General features: G+C 65.6%; 14 protein-coding genes. 6 read left to right on the top strand and 8 right to left on the bottom strand.

Features of this window, described 5'->3' with window-relative positions:
* Window positions 1–5: 5 nt before the first annotated feature.
* Genes QFZ46_RS06345 through QFZ46_RS06365 form a run of 5 tightly spaced genes read right to left on the bottom strand, consistent with a single transcriptional unit; the run spans window position 6 to window position 5,306 of the window.
* Window positions 6–662 (bottom strand): class II aldolase/adducin family protein, encoded by a 657-nt coding sequence (locus QFZ46_RS06345; protein ID WP_307359528.1) that lies wholly within the window; start codon window positions 660–662, stop codon window positions 6–8.
* Window positions 659–2,155: an FGGY-family carbohydrate kinase gene (locus QFZ46_RS06350; RefSeq protein WP_307359531.1), complete on the bottom strand. Its 1,497-nt coding sequence runs from the start codon at window positions 2,153–2,155 to the stop codon at window positions 659–661. The genes QFZ46_RS06345 and QFZ46_RS06350 overlap by 4 nt, the downstream gene beginning before the upstream one ends.
* Complete coding sequence (locus QFZ46_RS06355; RefSeq protein ID WP_307359533.1) at window positions 2,152–3,042, bottom strand: carbohydrate ABC transporter permease; 891 nt, start codon at window positions 3,040–3,042, stop codon at window positions 2,152–2,154. Before QFZ46_RS06355 ends, QFZ46_RS06350 begins: the two co-directional genes overlap by 4 nt.
* Window positions 3,039–3,929: a carbohydrate ABC transporter permease gene (locus QFZ46_RS06360; protein ID WP_307359534.1), complete on the bottom strand. Its 891-nt coding sequence runs from the start codon at window positions 3,927–3,929 to the stop codon at window positions 3,039–3,041. Before QFZ46_RS06360 ends, QFZ46_RS06355 begins: the two co-directional genes overlap by 4 nt.
* 60 nt (window positions 3,930–3,989) lie before the next feature.
* Window positions 3,990–5,306: an ABC transporter substrate-binding protein gene (locus tag QFZ46_RS06365; protein WP_307359536.1), complete on the bottom strand. Its 1,317-nt coding sequence runs from the start codon at window positions 5,304–5,306 to the stop codon at window positions 3,990–3,992.
* 282 nt (window positions 5,307–5,588) lie between these two features.
* On the opposite strand from QFZ46_RS06365, the gene QFZ46_RS06370 reads away from it, so the two are divergent.
* Window positions 5,589–6,617 (top strand): lactonase family protein, encoded by a 1,029-nt coding sequence (locus QFZ46_RS06370; protein ID WP_307359537.1) that lies wholly within the window; start codon window positions 5,589–5,591, stop codon window positions 6,615–6,617.
* 81 nt (window positions 6,618–6,698) lie between these two features.
* On the opposite strand, the gene QFZ46_RS06375 is transcribed toward QFZ46_RS06370, so the two are convergent.
* The 3 genes from QFZ46_RS06375 to QFZ46_RS06385 all read right to left on the bottom strand — a co-directional run bounded on the left by QFZ46_RS06375 (window position 6,699) and on the right by QFZ46_RS06385 (window position 10,077).
* Window positions 6,699–8,063 carry an extracellular solute-binding protein gene (locus tag QFZ46_RS06375; protein WP_307359539.1) on the bottom strand — a complete coding sequence of 455 codons (1,365 nt, stop codon included), beginning with the start codon at window positions 8,061–8,063 and terminating at the stop codon, window positions 6,699–6,701.
* 149 nt (window positions 8,064–8,212) lie between these two features.
* Window positions 8,213–9,166 carry a carbohydrate ABC transporter permease gene (locus tag QFZ46_RS06380; protein WP_307359542.1) on the bottom strand — a complete coding sequence of 318 codons (954 nt, stop codon included), beginning with the start codon at window positions 9,164–9,166 and terminating at the stop codon, window positions 8,213–8,215.
* Complete coding sequence (locus QFZ46_RS06385) at window positions 9,166–10,077, bottom strand: carbohydrate ABC transporter permease (protein WP_307364512.1); 912 nt, start codon at window positions 10,075–10,077, stop codon at window positions 9,166–9,168. Before QFZ46_RS06385 ends, QFZ46_RS06380 begins: the two co-directional genes overlap by 1 nt.
* Window positions 10,078–10,447: 370 nt before the next feature.
* Between QFZ46_RS06385 and QFZ46_RS06390 the strand changes: the two genes are divergently transcribed.
* From QFZ46_RS06390 to QFZ46_RS06410, 5 genes are read left to right on the top strand one after another with little or no spacing between them, the layout of a single operon-like run.
* Window positions 10,448–11,983: an FAD-dependent oxidoreductase gene (locus tag QFZ46_RS06390; protein ID WP_307359545.1), complete on the top strand. Its 1,536-nt coding sequence runs from the start codon at window positions 10,448–10,450 to the stop codon at window positions 11,981–11,983.
* A gap of 11 nt (window positions 11,984–11,994) precedes the next feature.
* A complete protein-coding gene (locus tag QFZ46_RS06395; RefSeq protein ID WP_307359549.1) occupies window positions 11,995–13,404 on the top strand; it encodes an FGGY family carbohydrate kinase in 1,410 nt (469 codons plus the stop codon).
* Window positions 13,401–14,273, top strand: a complete 873-nt coding sequence (locus QFZ46_RS06400) for a hypothetical protein (protein WP_307359552.1) — start codon at window positions 13,401–13,403, stop codon at window positions 14,271–14,273. The genes QFZ46_RS06395 and QFZ46_RS06400 overlap by 4 nt, the downstream gene beginning before the upstream one ends.
* On the top strand, window positions 14,270–14,914 hold the full coding sequence (locus QFZ46_RS06405) for an aspartate/glutamate racemase family protein (RefSeq protein WP_307359554.1): 645 nt from the start codon (window positions 14,270–14,272) through the stop codon (window positions 14,912–14,914). The genes QFZ46_RS06400 and QFZ46_RS06405 overlap by 4 nt, the downstream gene beginning before the upstream one ends.
* A 49-nt stretch (window positions 14,915–14,963) precedes the next feature.
* Window positions 14,964–15,356, top strand: a complete 393-nt coding sequence (locus tag QFZ46_RS06410) for a DUF1801 domain-containing protein (RefSeq protein ID WP_307359557.1) — start codon at window positions 14,964–14,966, stop codon at window positions 15,354–15,356.
* Window positions 15,357–15,500: the final 144 nt, after the last annotated feature.

Genomic DNA, 15,500 nt, shown 5'->3' on the forward strand with positions numbered 1-15,500 from the left:
AAGCCTCAGAGCGACTCGGTGATGCCGAGCGTGTCGTAGTCGAGCACGATCGGGGTGTCGGTGAGTGCACGGGCGTACGCCTGCACCTTCGCGGCGGATTCCACGGCTACGCTCGTCTTGAACGCGTCGCGCAGGTTGGGTCCGACGGTCAGCAGACCGTGGTTCGCCCACACGACCGCGTTCAGGTCGCCCATCGCGTCGCACATGTGCTCACCGAACTCGGTGTTGTTGCTGAGCTCGAACGGCATGATCGGTACGTCGCCCTTGGTGTAGATCACCATGTTGACCAGAGTGCCGAGGATCGGGGAACCCACGACGCCCCACACGTTCGAGTAGATGGGCTCGGAGTGCACGACCGCGTTCACATCAGGACGACGCTTGTACACGGCCATGTGCACAGTGACCTCGCTCGACGGGCCGAGGCGTCCTTCGACCAGCTCGCTGTCGCCGTTGACCAGGACGATGTCCTCGGGGGTCATCTTGTCGTACTCGAGATCGGTCGGCGTGATGAGGAAGCGATCCTCGACACCGGGCACGCGGATGCTGATGTTGCCCTGCGTGTTGAAGTTGAGTCCGTACTCCATCGAGCGCAGGCAGTAGTCTAGGATCTCTCTCTTCGCGGCGGCGATGTCGAAGTCGACCTGCAGCGTGGTCTCGGTCATGTCATGTTCTCCTTCTGGTGTGGCTGGGGTCGTGAGGTCAGGTGCGGATTGAGCGAGCGTGTCGCCTCGTAGAGCGCGACATAGGCGGCGCGCTGACCGGCGTACCAGTCGTCATCCGCGTCAGCGGCACCAGCAGTCGCCGCATCGCCCGGTTCGAGACGCAGCGCCGCCGGGTCTCCGTCGATGCCGCGGAGCGCGAGCATCGCGGCCCCGCGGCACGAGGCATCCCGCCCGACAGGGGTCAGCGACGCACCGGCGGCCGCCGCGCGGGCGGCGAGCGCGTCCGCGTTCTCCGCTCCTACTCCGGTGACGTGGAGGGCGGAGACCTCGACGCCGTGCGCACTGAGCGCGGCGATGATCTTGTGAAACTCGAAACCCGCTGCCTCGACCACCGCGCGGGCTAGTTCCGGCACCGTGGTGTCGAGGGTCAGTCCGTGAATCGTGCCACGTGCGGAAGGGTCGTTGTCGAGCGTTCCTGAACCGGCGAGATAGGGCAGCACTAGAAGCGCAGGAGGCAGGTCCGCGAGCGCGCCGAACACGTCTGCGACCTCCCTGTCGAGCAGTCCGGCCAGCCATTCCAAGGCCCATCCGCCTGCTGCTGTGCCGGCGAGAGTGACCCACAGCTCCTCGTCGACACGGTAACTCGCGAAGCCTGTGGCGCCGAGCCCGTGAGGGCGCACACGTGAACCGACGGTCAGACAGTCGCTGGATCCAAGCGCGATCACCGAACGCACTCCGGGCTCGCCTCCCGCCCCCAGGAAGGCCGCAGCCTGATCGTGCGTCCCCGCCACCAGCGGGGTACCAGGCGCGACCCCGAGAGCACCGGCTGCCTCCTCGCGCACGACGCCGATGACGCTGCCGGATGCGACGGGTGCGGGCAGGCGCTCTGCCCGCACCCATGGCGCTGAGGCCGCGGCCGCAGCCAGGATCTCCGCGCTCCACTCCCCGCTGTCCACATCTAGCATGCCGGTGCGCGCCGCTTGACCCAGGTCGATCGCCGCGACGCCGCTCCATCGCTCCGCCAGCAGGTCGCCAATGCAGCGGTAGCCGGCCGCATTTGCCCAGACGCCGTCTCCGGCCATGATCTTGAACAGCGAGAACATACCGTGCAGCGGCTGACCGGTGATCTCGGTGAAGCGTCCGTCCCCCAGGAGCGCGCCGACCGCGGCGGCCGCCGCCGTCCCCCGGGTGTCCATGCTCACGGCGACCGGTGCCGACGGGGCGCCGGAACCATCGATCGGGACGACCGCTTCGCCCAGCACGCTGAACCCGACCGCCCCTACAGGATCACCGGACTCCGCGGCCTGCTGAGATGCGCGACGGACCACGTCTTCGGCCACCGTGATGATTTCCTCGGCCTCGAGCTCCACGCGGCCCGTGCCGTCGCGCCGCAGCGTGAGCACCGCAGAGGCCGCACCGCGCACGTCGCCTCCGGCGGAGAAGGCCACGGCGCGTACGCCGCTGGTGCCGAGGTCCAGTCCGATGACGCTCATTTGATTGCCCCCGAGAGGCCGTTCACGAGGTACTTCTGGATGAAGAGGAACAGCAGCACGACTGGGATCGAGATCAGTACCAGGATCGCGAAGAGCGCTCCCGGCTGCGAGAGGTACATACCCCGATAGGCGAGCGGCACCAGGGTAAGCGGCTTGAGGGCGTTGTCGCCCAGAGTCACCAGCGGCAGCAGGAAGTCGTTCCAGCTCATCATCGTCTGCCACACCGCGACGACCGCAAGCGCGGGCTTGCCCAACGGCAGGTAGATGCGCCAGAAGATCTGCCAGGAGCTGGCACCGTCCAGACGCGCAGCCTCATAGGTCTCGAGCGGGATCGCGAGGTAGGAGGTGCGGATGATAATCACCGCGAACGGCAATCCGAGCGCCGTATACACCAGCACAAGTCCGAGGAGGTTGTTGTAGAGCTGCATCGACTGCAGGATCCGGAACGTCGCGACCACGATGCTCGACATCGGCAGGATCAGCGCGAGGATCAGGATGCCGAAGATCAGGGCCTTCAACGGCACGCGCAGTCGAGCCAGCGCGAACGCCGTCATCGAACCGAGCACGCACACCAGCAGTACCGAGGGCACGGTGATCAGCAGGCTGTTAAGCAGGTGCAGCAGGATCGGATTCTGCGCCCAGATCGTGAAGTAGTTCTTGATGCTGAACTCCTCGGGAAAGATCCCGAAGAACTGGGTGCCGGGGTTGTTCGGCGGCATCATCGAGAGGCCGATGACCATGATGATCGGTACTAGCCAGAGCACCGACAGCGGCACCAGCACGAAGTGCAGCCAGCCCACACGACGACCGGGCGCCCCATGCCGAGAGCGGGTCTTCGCCGCCTCCTTCGGGACGATCAGGTTGCGGGTCTCGTTCATCGCGGTCATTTCTCTTCTCCTGTGATGAATCCGGCGCCGAAGACCCGCACCATCGAGAGCGAGCTCACGACGGCGATCACCAGCAGCACCACGCTGATCGCCGAGGCGTAGCCCACGTTCTGCAATTGGAAGGCTTCGAGGAACGCGAAGGTCGGCAGCATCTCGGACGCATGGTTGGGTCCGCCCTGCGTGAGCACGTAGACGAGTTCGAAGGTCTTGAGCGACCCGATGATCCCGAGCAGCACGAGCGAGAGGGTCGTGGTCTTGAGGAGCGGAAACGTGATGCGCACCATCGTCTGGAACCCGCTCGCTCCATCGATCCGCGCCGCCTCCATCAGGCTCGGATCGATCAGCTGCAGACCGGCGAGGTAGAAGAGCATCGAGAACCCGGTCCACATCCAGACGTTCACGAAGATCACGGCGAAGATCGCGGTTTGAGGGTCGGCGAGGTAGTTGCCGCCGAGGAAGCTGAGTCCCGTGGCCTTGCCGATGGCCGTGAGCACGCCGTTGAACGGATCGAGGATACGCTGCCAGACGATGCCAACGACGACCGGCGAGAGGATCGCTGGGATGAAGAAGATCGCCCGGTAGATCGTGCTGCCACGCAGGCCCTGGTTGACAGCCACCGCGAGGAGGAAGCCGATCAACCCCTGCGGGACGATGGTGAGCACGATCCAGAAAGCCGAGTTGCGGAGGGTGATGAGGAACGTCGGATCCCTGAACAACTCCAGGTAGTTGTCGATCCCGACGGCGGTGCCGACGTTGACGCCGTCCCACTGCAGCGTGCTCGCCTGCACGTTGTAGAAGATGGGGTAGACGACGAAAACGCCGAAGAGTATGAGGGTCGGAGCCAGGAAGGCCAGTCCCACCAGCCTCTCTCTCGTCAGGATCTTCATGCGCGCCCCTCTCAGGCAGGGTTCGGGGATGACGCCCCGAACCCTGCACGAACCCGGTTGTTACAGAGTGTCCTGGACAGCCTGCACAGATTCCGCGGCCTCCTGCGGAGTGGCGTCACCTGTCGCGATCGCGGCGAGCGCGTCTGCGACCGCCTGGTCGAGCTTGGGAGATTCGAAGTAGCGCGACCACTTGACCTGCGGCAGCCACTCGTCGACGAACAGATTCCAGATCTGCTCCTGCTTCTCGCTCGTGAACTTCTCGGGAGCGAGGCCGGTGACGGCGGGGACGTCGTTCATCGTGTTGACGAGTTTCTGCGCCGCGGAACCGGCGATGAAGTCCGTGAGTACCTTGCACGCCAGCTCGGGGTTGGCGGTGTTTTTCGAGATGCCTAGGCTGACGTCGATGCCGCCCACGAACTGCGGTTCCGCAGCTCCTCCGGGAATGGTCGGGAACAAGAAGGGCTCATATCCGGACATGCCCTCCGACAGCGGCGGGATGTCAGACTTGGTCGGGTCGGACTGCTGGATCCACCAGGCGCCCAAAGGGATCATGGCCGCGTTGCCTGCCTCGAACTGGTTCACGGCCGAGGGGTAGGCATCGAGTCCGATCGCGCCGTCCTGGGCGATGCCATCGGAGAAGAGCTTGCCCCAGTATTCGAACGCCTTCACGATCGCCGGATCCGTCCAGTCCTTGTCTCCGGCCTCCGCCTCGTACACGGTGCCGGGCGAGACGTTGTTCGCGATCTGCAGGAACACCACGTTGCGCAGCCAGGAATCCTTAGCCGGGAGCAGGAACGGCGCGGCATCATCGCCGCCGAGGTCCTTGGTGGTCTGCACGAGCTCGTCCCAGGTCTTCGGCACGCTGAGGCCCGCATCGTCGAAGATCTCGGAGTTGGCCCAGAGGTTGACCGTCTGGGTGAGGATCGGCAGCGAGTAGAAGTTGTCGTCGCCCTCGGGGTTGCCCATCCGGGCCTGCTCGATGCCGATTGGGTAGAACTTGCTCTCCCAGTCGTCACCCCAGGTTTCGGCCGCGCAGTCCTGCAGAGGCATCAGGTTCTCACGGTACTGCTGGGTGAGCGCCCCGGGCTGGAGTCCTAGAACGTCGGGCATAGTGTTCGAGCTCGCGCGACTCTGCAGGTCGACGAGGTACTCGGGGTAGTTGAAGATCGTCGCATCGATCTTCGCACCCTCGTTCTCGGCTTGGAAGGCATCGATCATCTGACGCGTCGTCTGTTCGATCGGGCTCCAGGAACGGAACGTGATCGCATCCCCAGACGCGTTCCCTGATTCCACCGGCGCCGCGCCACCGGCGCACGCGGTGACCCCCAGTGCAGTGATGACTGTCGCCACTCCTGCCAGGCTCCTCTTGAGCTTCATCTGCAATCCCCTTACTTCGCTGTAAAGTCCTCGGCAAATGCCGGCTCCGCTTAGCTTAGTTTTATTTGCGTATTTACTACTAGAAAATCAGGCTTTATTGATGAAGTTCTTTCCTTTTTTGTGTTATCGCATGCAAGGAGTTTTGAAACCGAAAGTGAACATGGGGATACCTAGCGGAACAACGCAGCATCAGGCTTGCCTGCTCGCAACCGTCCATCGATCGGGAAGGTACGCTACGTGCTCTCGCGAGATGCAACCCGCCCAGCGCCCTACGATCGAGTGATGACCGACTCTCCGCTCGTCCTGGTCGCCAACTCGGGCGATGGATCCATCAGCACCTTCAGCCTCGACGGCGGGCGACTCGAATGTCTGGCCGTCACCGACGGACTCGACGGATGCTCGACGTTCGCCGTCGACGCTGAACGTGACCTTGTCTATGCCGGAGTGAAGGGCGCTCCCGCTGGCATCCTGACCCTTGCGCTCGATCGTGAGAGCGGGCGGCTGACTCCGAAGTCCCGCCTCGACCTGACCGACGGAGGCATGAACTATCTCGCCCTCACGAGCGACGGCACCGGTCTCCTCGGTGCGTCATACGGCGGCGGCTACGGCATCAGTTGCCCGATCTCTAACGGCACCGTCGGAGATCCCGCGTCGAGGATCGAGTTTCCCAACCTGCACTCGGTGCTGCCGAGCACAGACGGCCGGTACGCATATTTCGTGTCCTTGGGCGCCGACCTGGTGGCACAGTACGCGGTGACTGACGATCATCGACTTGTGCCGTTGACGCCTGAGACAGTGGCGGCCCCGCCCGGCAGCGGCCCGCGTCACATCGTGCTGAACACAGCGCAGGATGCCGCGTACGTGCTCACCGAGTTCTCCGGCGAGGTGCTCCACTACGGCCGTGACACGAGCAGCGGCGAACTCACACTTCGCGGTGCGAGTACCGCCTACGACACGGCCAAGAACCTCGGCCACAGCGTGTTCGGCGCGGACCCGCTCGCTCATCACTACATCTGGGGTGCCGACCTGCACTTCGGTGCCGGAGGCCGCCGCCTGTGGAGCTCGGAACGCACCGAGAGCACCCTGGGCGCGGTGTCAGTGGCCGACGATGGATCGGTGTCGGCCCCGGACCGCTTCACCGTCACCGAGACGCAGCCGCGTGGATTCGCGGTCAGCCCCGACGGCGCGTACCTCGTCGCGGCAGGAGAGCTGTCGACGACCGTCTCGCTCTACGCCGTGCGTGATGACGACCTCGAACTCCTTCAGCAGATCGAGACCGGCCGCGGCGCGAACTGGGTCCGCTTCGTCTGAACAGCCGGCAAAGCGAACGAAGGGGGCAGGCCGACCGAAGTCGCCCCGCCCCTTCGCCTCTCCCCCAGGAATGCGGACTCGTCAGCCCGCGGTCGCGTTCTCGTACGCCCGCATCGCCGCCTGCTGCGCGTCGGCCAGCGCCTCCTCGGGCGTCTTGTCTCCGAGCAGCGCGGCTGTCACGGCGTTGTTCAGCTCGTTCTGGATCTCCTGGCCGGCGGGCGAGGAGCCGAACGACTGCCCGTAGTCGACCACGTCGTAGAACGTGGAGATGACCTGGTCGAACCCGGCGTTGCCGGTCTCGGTCACGAACTGCTCGCGGATCGCCTTGTCCGAGGCCGGAGACCCGGTGAACAGGCCCGTGTTGAGGCCGCCCTCCGAGTCCAGCGTCTGCGCACGCGCCTCGCCCGCAGCCATCCACGCGTCGTCGGACGTCAGATCGACCATCCATGCGCATGCGGCAGCCGGGTTCTTCGCGCCGACAGGGATCACGAACGAGGTGCCCGATGCCACCGAGAAGGGCTCGCCGTCCGCGTCGCGGAACGGAACCGCCTCGATGTCGATCTGGTCGGCGTACGGGCCGAGCACATTCGGGTACCACTGCGCGTTCACCTGCGCACCGACCTGTCCTGCGACGTACTGGTTGTTGTCGCCGAACGTATCGAACGAGTCGGTGAAGCTCTTGACCCCTGCGAAGCCGCCCTGTGCATCGGTGATCTGCTTCAGGAGTTCGATGCCCGCGATGTTGCTCGGGTCGTCCAAGGTCGGTGCACCGTCCTCATCGTTGAGCTGCCCGCCCATTCCGAGGATCCAGAGACCGGACTGCCCCGTTGCGACCGGGTCGAAGCCGAGGCGCGACGGCACCCCTCCGGACTCCTGATACATCCTGCCGATCGCCTCGAGCAGCACGTCGGGCTTCGAAGTGTCGATCTGGTCGGGCGTGACCCCAGCCTCGGCGAGCACCTTCTTGTTCACGATGATCGCCGGCGGCTGGTAGAACTGCGGCACCGCCCAGATCGCGTCGTCGTACGTGACGTCGTCGACGACGAACGGATACCAGTGGTCACGCGGCGAGACGTCCTGCGCCTTGAAGCACTCCTCCAGCGGCATGATGAGCCCCTGTGCCGCATAGGTCGTGACGTACCGCCGGTCCATCTGCACGACGTCGGGCACGTCGCCGCTGGCGATCCTCGTGGTGAATTTCTGAGCGTCGAACGCCGTCGCATCGAGATCGACCTCGACATCGCTCAGTTGCTCAGCGGCATAGTCCATCCGCGAGGTGCCTACATCGTCTGCGTTCTCGAACCCCCACGCCTTGAGCGTGCCGGTGGGCTCGGTGCTGAAGTCGACGTCTCCGGCGACCTCACCTGCGCCACCGCCACTGCAGCCAGCGAGAACGACAGCGGACGCCGCAGCCATCGCGGCGATTCCCAGAATGCGCTTACGCATCATCTTCCCTTTCGATTGGGGCGGCTCCATCGCCTCCGCCTGATCGGTCTGCTTGTTGTGGGAACCTTCCCACGCAAGGTAGCCGAACAGGGGCGGCCGGGCAACGGGGCTGCCGCGTATTTACTGGTTTGTGATCTTCTGCGGGTTGCTCATCCCTTGCGTCCTTGCGTTGCGACACCTTCGATGAAGTACCGCTGCCCGAATGCGAACATGATGAGCATGGGGATTGTGACGATGAGAGAGGCCACCATCACGTACTGATAGTCGCCATGGCCACCGGCCGTGGGACTGTACTTGGTCATCGCGTAGGCGATGCCGAGCGGGGCGGTGAACTCGTCGACCGAGCCCGCGTTCAGGTAGATCAGCGCTGACTGCAGATTGTTCCAGCTCGCTTGGAACTCGAACAGGAAGACGATGATGAACGACGGGACCGACAACGGCATCGCGATACGCCAGAAGAGCCCCCAGTAACTGGCACCGTCCAGCCGCGCGGCCTCGAACAACTCCTTCGGGAGCCCGAGGAAGAACTGGCGCTGGAGGAAGATGTAGAACGCGGAACCGAACAGGTTCATGCCCCACAGTGGCACCCACGTGCCGAGGAACCCCGTCTCCTTCCAGATCAGATAGATCGGGATCATCGTGACCGCGCCGGGCAGCATCATCGTCGCCAGCACGAGCCCGAACAACATGCCGCGCCCCGGGAACTTGAAGTACGCGAAGCCGAACGCGACGATCGAGCTGGAGACGGCCACAGCCGTGGCCGCCAGCAGCGCGATCGCGATGCTGTTCCACATCCAGCTCATCAGGGGCAGCTGGTTCCAGACCTCGACGTAGTTCTCCGGAACGAAGGTCTTGGGGATGAGCGCGTTGTCGAAGACCTCGCCTCGGGGCTTGAAGCTGGCCGCGAGGAGCCACACGAACGGATAGAGGAACAGCAACCCGAAGAAGATCGAGAGGATCGCGAGAACGATTCGGGCGGCAAGGCTCTTGGGCCGCGCCAGCGAGCGGCGCCAGCGCGAGCGCTTGGGCACAGTCACGTTGACCGTCTCGAGCTCGCGGGCCGGCCTCACGGGACGAGGGGTCTGCTGCAGTGGCGCGGACATCAGCGGTCTCCCTCGTAGTAGACGAATCGGTTGCCGAACTTCACCTGGATGACTGTGATGATCATGATGATCACGAACAGCAGCCATGCCATGGCTGCGGCGAAGCCGAAGTTGAACTGGCGGAAGGCCTGCTGGAACAGATAGATCGCATAGAACAGCGATGCCTCTGGAGAGGAGTTGCTCTGATCTCGCCAGAACAGGATGTACGCCTGATCGAAGATCTGGAACGCCGCGATCGACAGCACGATGACGTTGAAGAACATCGCGCCGGAGATCATCGGCAGCGTGATCGAGAAGAACTTCCGGATCGCCCCCGCACCATCCAGCGAGGCGACCTCGTAGAGCTCGACAGGAACGTTCTTCAGGGCTGCGAGGAAGATGACCATCGTCCCCGCCACCGTCCACATGGTCATGATCACGATGCTGGGTTTGACCCAGTCCGGATCGACCAGCCACTGCGGCCCCTGGATACCGAAGAACCGCAGGAACTCGTTGATCGCGCCGGAGTTCCCGTTGAGGAGAAGGAAGAACACCGAGGCCGTCGCCACTGCAGGCGTCATCTTCGGCAGGTAGTACAGGGTGCGGAAGAATCCGGCGCCCCGGGCCAGCCTGCTCAGCAGCATCGCCAGAGCCAACGCGAAGATGATCTCCAGCGGCACTGCCATCACGACGTAGAAGAGCGTGTTCGCGAGCGATACCGCGACGCGCGGATCCTCGAAGAGTTGCGCGTAGTTGTCGATGCCGATCGGACGCGCCGTGTTCGTCGCAAGGTTGTAGCTGCTGAACGAGATGTACAGGCTGTAGATCATCGCGCCCGCCGTGAAGATCAGGAATCCCACGATCCAGGGCAGGATGAACAGGTATCCGGCCAGCGCTTCGCGCTTGTTGTAACTCACCTTCGAACCCGGCATCCGGAATACGCCGCGACGTCGCCGCTTCGTACCGTCCGCGTTCTTCCCGAGGATCAGATTCTGAGTCTCGGTCTCATTTCTGAGGCTCATCCCCGCACCCTCCGTTCCGAGAGGTTCACGCGATTCCTGTCTGTCATGACGCTTCTCCCGTAGAAATGTGGCATCGTTACCACATGGCAGTGACTATACGGTGCGGACTCGTGCCCGCGCAACCGGCCCTCGCCCTGGGAGAGGACCGCTTCGCACGTCGCGCCAACGCGATCATCGGCAGGGGAACCCGGCAACATGCCGTCATGCTAGGCATCCCCCGCTCACCCGCAACGGGGGTTGCGCGAGGGTTCAGCACTGTGCTCCGGAGGGAGGGCGAACGATGATCGACGCCGATGTCGTCGTGTACGGCGCGTCCGCCGCAGGCGTCTGCGCGGCGGTGTCCGCAGCTCGTTGCGGTGCCCGGGTCATCGTGGTCGAACCTGGACGCCACGTCGGGGGCATGACCAGCGGTGGACTCGGTAACACCGACGTCGGCGATCTGCGCGCACTCGGCGGCATGGCGCGTGAGTTCAGGGCCGCCGTGGCCGAGCACTACGGCCTGGCCGTCGGGCATTTCGCAGGACCGGAACCGCACGTCGCCGAAACGATCTTCCTGCGATGGCTCGATGATCCCCGTATCGACATCGTGCTGAACGCCACGGTGTGCACAGTCGAGATCCGCGATCGACGCATCGTCTCGGCGAGGTTCTCGGACGGTTCGGTCATCACCGCGGACGTATTCGTGGATGCCGGCTACGAGGGTGATCTGCTGGCCGCGGCCGGCGTCTCATACGCCGTCGGCCGGGAGGATCGGACGCTCCACGACGAGCAGTTCGCAGGCCGTCGGGAGATCGCACCCGGTCGACACTCGACGCCGCCCTGGATCTCTCCGTTCCTCGATGACGAGAGCGGTCGATCGGCCGGGTCGCTTCTGCCCCAGATCAGATCGGAGCCTCTCGCCGAGGTCGGCAGCGGCGACGGCGGAATCATGTCGTTCGGGTATCGCGTGTGCTTGTCGAGCGCCGAGGACCGCATCCCCTTCCGTCGACGCGATGGCTACGACGACGCGCACTGGGAGCTGGGTCGTCGGATCTTCGCAGACGCCCAACGACGCGGGGACGTGCATCCCACCGGCTGGTACGTCGGTCTCGAGCCGAACCTGCCCGGCGGCAAGGCGGACGGCAACTCACTCGGGCCCTTCTCTCTCAGCGTGCTCGACGGATCGGCATGGGAGTACCCCGACGCGGCTGCCGAGCGCCGCGAGGAGATCAGACTCCACCATCTGCACCATGCCGAGGACCTGCTGTGGTTCCTCGCGAACGATCCGGCGGTGCCCGCGAGCGTCCGTCGCGGCATGCAGGAATGGGGGCTTCCGGCGGACGAGTTCGCCGACACCGATCATCTGCCGCATCAGCTGTACGTCAGAGAAGCACGGCGGATGGTCTCGGACACGATCCTCACCGAACACGAAGTGCGCGCAGGTGCAGTGCCCGACGACGTCATCGCCCTCGGCTCGTACCACCTCGACATCCGTGAGGTGCAGCGCGCGTGGCGCTGGGTCTACGAGCATCCGGACCCGATCGCGATGGTCGTCACCGAGGGCTACCTGTCCGTGCCCGTGCCGATCTACGGGGTCGGGTACCGTTCGCTGGTCCCGCGCCGCGAGGAGTGCGAGAACCTCATCGTCCCGGTCTGCGTGTCGGCATCCCACGTGGCGTTCTCATCGCTGCGAATGGAGCCGCAATACCAGATGCTCGGGCACGCGGCGGGGATGGCCGCGGCCGCAGCCGCGCGAACCAGCAGACGCGTGCAGGACATCGACATATCCGCGCTGCAGTCCGGGTTGCGCGACTCCGGCGCGGTGCTGGGAGTGTGAGCGGTTTGCGAATGACCCTGGTTCTCGGGTTGGACATCGGCAGCACGACGACGAAGGCGGCGCTCGTCGCAGTGTCCGATGAGGTGTCTGTGATGCGTATCGCGCGCAGGCCCACGCCGCCGGATGCGGATGCACTCGTCGCCACGGCCGCCGAAGTCCTGGGCGTGTGCGCTGCCGCAGCATCCGGTCCGATCGCAGCGATCGGCATCGCCGCCATGGCGGAAAGCGGTGCGGCGCTGGATGCCGAGGGAAAGCCGTTGACCCCGTTGCTCCGCTGGGATCGCACGGTCGATCGTTCCCACCTCGAGGCGTTGCTGGCGCAGCATCCAGAACTGCCCGCCACAACCGGCATCCCGGCGACGACCAAGCCTGCCGCGGTCGCTCTGGTCGCACTTCGCGCAGAACAACCTGCGGTGTTCGGCGCCATGCGGCACTGGGCAGGAGTCGCCGACATCGTGGCGCACGCACTCACCGGCGAGCGCGCGACCGATCACACGCTCGCAGCTCGCACCATGCTTGCCGACTTCGGCGGAGAGGCGTGGAACTCCGAGATCGTCGAGAGTCTCACTGCGCATAAGACGCTGCTGCCTGAGCTGCGCGCTCCGGGAGAACCGGTCGGCACGACATCCGCTGCGTCAGAGCGGTTCGGACTGACTCCCGGCATCCACGTATACGTCGCCGGGCACGACCACGCCGTCGGCGCGTGGGCAACCGGCGTGCGGGAGCCGGGCGATACCGGCCATTCTCTGGGGACGGCGGAAGCGGTCGTGCGCGTGACGGATGCCGTCGACATCGCGCGCGCCGTCGACTCAGGGTTTTCGGTCAGCAGGACCGTCGACGGCACGGCCTCGACGGTCCTCGGCGGCAGTCCCGCCTGCGGAGCGATGCTCACCTGGTGGAATGCTGAGCACCCCGAAGACAGGATGCTCCCGCGGTTGGGAGCGCTGGGAACGGATGCGTGGGAAAGTGGCTCTGCGCTCGTCATGCCCTACCCATCGGGCCGCCAGTGCCCCATGCCCGATCCCGATGCCCGCGTGCGGCTGCTCGGCGATACGCAGGATGCGGCGGATCGAGCGCGGAGCCTGCTGCAGTCGCTCGTCGCACATTCGCGATGGATGCGCGAGACCGCTGACGTGCTCGCCGGCTCTCCGACGAGAGCGCTCGCCGTCCTGGGTTCGCTCACGGAGCGAATCCCGACTTGGGCTCCGCTCATCGCCGCCGCGGGTGTCGCGACATCGGTGTGCACCGACGAGGAGCCCGTGGCCGCCGGAGCCGCACTCCTCGCGGCAGTCCGGGCCGGCGAGGCACCGCGTGATGCGCCGACGCTCGCGTACACGAAGGTCGCCCCGCTGAGGGCAGCAGGTTTCGAAGACACGTACCGGCGGTTCCTCGCGGCCGTCACAGCAGAAGGAGAATCATGACAACGCTCGAAACCATCGCCCGCCCCTCCGGCGGTTTCGCCATGGTCGCCATGGATCAGAGGGAAAGCCTGCGGCACATGTTCGACCTCGCGGGGCGCGGACGCCCGGAGGACGAGGTGCTCATCGACTTCAAGGTCGCCGTCGCCGCGGAACTCGGTCCGCTTGCCTCGGGGTTCCTCGCCGACCGGCAGTTCGGGTTCGATCGAGTCAGCGCGGCTGTCCCCGAATCGACAGGGCTGATCCTCGCAGTCGATGCGCTCGATCAGGTCGAGGGCGGCCCCGTCGAGGACACCGCACTCGACGAGGCTGTTCTCGAAGAGCTCCCGGCGGGCGTCGACGCGATCAAGCTGCTGGTCATCTGGCGGCGCGACGAGAAGCGTGAGGCACGTGCGGAACTCGCGTCGCGCTTCATCGCGGAGGCCCGCGCGCGCGGAGTGCTCTCGGTGCTGGAGCCGGTCGTGCGCGCGGCACCCGGCGAGACGGACTTCGATGCGGATGCTGCGATCCGCGAGGCTGCGCGTGAACTCTCGGCCCTCGATCCGGACCTCTACAAGTCGCAGGTTCCGATGGCGGGCGCAGGCACCGAGGCGGAGCAGCGGACGGCGAGTGCCGCTCTGAACGAATGCATGAGCAGACCCTGGGTCGTGCTGTCGCAGGGCGTCGAGCGGGAGCGGTTCGCGGATGCCGTGCGCGCCGCCTGCCTGGAAGGGGCGAGTGGTTTCCTCGCCGGACGGGCGCTGTGGAGCGATGTCGTCAGCCAGAACGACGTGCGATCGGAGCTGCGCGCACGGTCGATCGATCGGCTCAGGACCCTCGCAGACGTGGTCGATGAGCATGCACGCTCGTGGCGTGATTGGAGCAGGGCATGATCCGCATCGGAGCGCTGCACACGGTACCCGCGCTCGTGCCGGTCTTCAACGACCTGCTGCTCGCCCGGCGCCACGACCTCGACATCGTGCATGTCGCGGATGCCTCGCTGCTGTCGCGCGCGGTCGCTCACGGGGTCACCGAGGATGTGCACGCGACGCTGCGCGATCACCTGACCTCGCTGCGCAGTGCGGGCGCCGCGGCTGTACTCGTGACCTGTTCGTCGATCGGCGAGGCCGCGGTCCACGCGGCGCAGGCGGTCGATGTGCCGCTCGTTCGCGTCGATGCGGCGATGGCCGCGGAGGCCGTCGATCGGGCCGTGGCCGGCGGCAGCAGAGTGCTCGTGCTGGCGACCCTGGCTGCGACGCTCGGACCGACGACGCGTCTGGTCGAGGCCGCCGCCAGAACGGTTGGCGCGGTATCTGTCGAATCACGCGTGGTGGAGGGCGCGGCGGCTGCGCGCAGCGCCGGCGACCTCGAGACGCACGACGCACTGATCGCCGCAGCCGTCACCGAAGCCGGGGATGCGGATGCGATCGTGCTTGCGCAGGCGTCGATGGCATCCGGTGCGGGCGATGATCATCGTGCGCTCACCTCGCCGGAATCGGGCGCAGCGGCGTTCGTCTCGGCCTTGCGCCGCTGACTGACCACGCATGCTCGGCATTGTCGGAGACCTCCCCTAGTCTCGCCCTATGCCAGAGCGCTTCGCCACTGTCGACGATTTCCTCGCTTCGCTGCAGCCGCAACGACGCGCCGACGTCGACTCGATGCGTGCACTCGTGCAACACGCCGAACCGGAGCTGACCGAGATCGTCAAATGGAACTCACCCGACTACACGCTCGACGGCGTCGACCGGCTGACGATCAACGCGGCAGGCAGAGGGCCCGTGCGACTCATCCTGCACTTCGGCACCGACCGGGCTGAAGACAAGGCCGCCGCGCCGACGTTCGGGGGCGATCCCGATGGCCTGCTGACATGGCATTCGGATATTCGGGCCAGTCTCGCACTGCCGAACGATGCCGACCTCGCCGGTGCACGCGACCCGATCATCTCGGTCATCCGGGCTTGGCTGGCTGAGGAGTAGACGCGCTGCCCGCTGTCTCGTCACGCATCGTCTAGATGAGTGAGTCCGATTGGGTTCAGTGGTCGTGGGTGATGAGTGAGCGCTTTGGCGGGTGCGTTGGTGAGATGCCCCGCCCGGATGCGATGAGGTGACGGTGTGGCGAGC

Origin of the sequence: Microbacterium murale (assembly GCF_030815955.1) — a bacterium.
Taxonomy (GTDB): domain Bacteria; phylum Actinomycetota; class Actinomycetes; order Actinomycetales; family Microbacteriaceae; genus Microbacterium; species Microbacterium murale_A.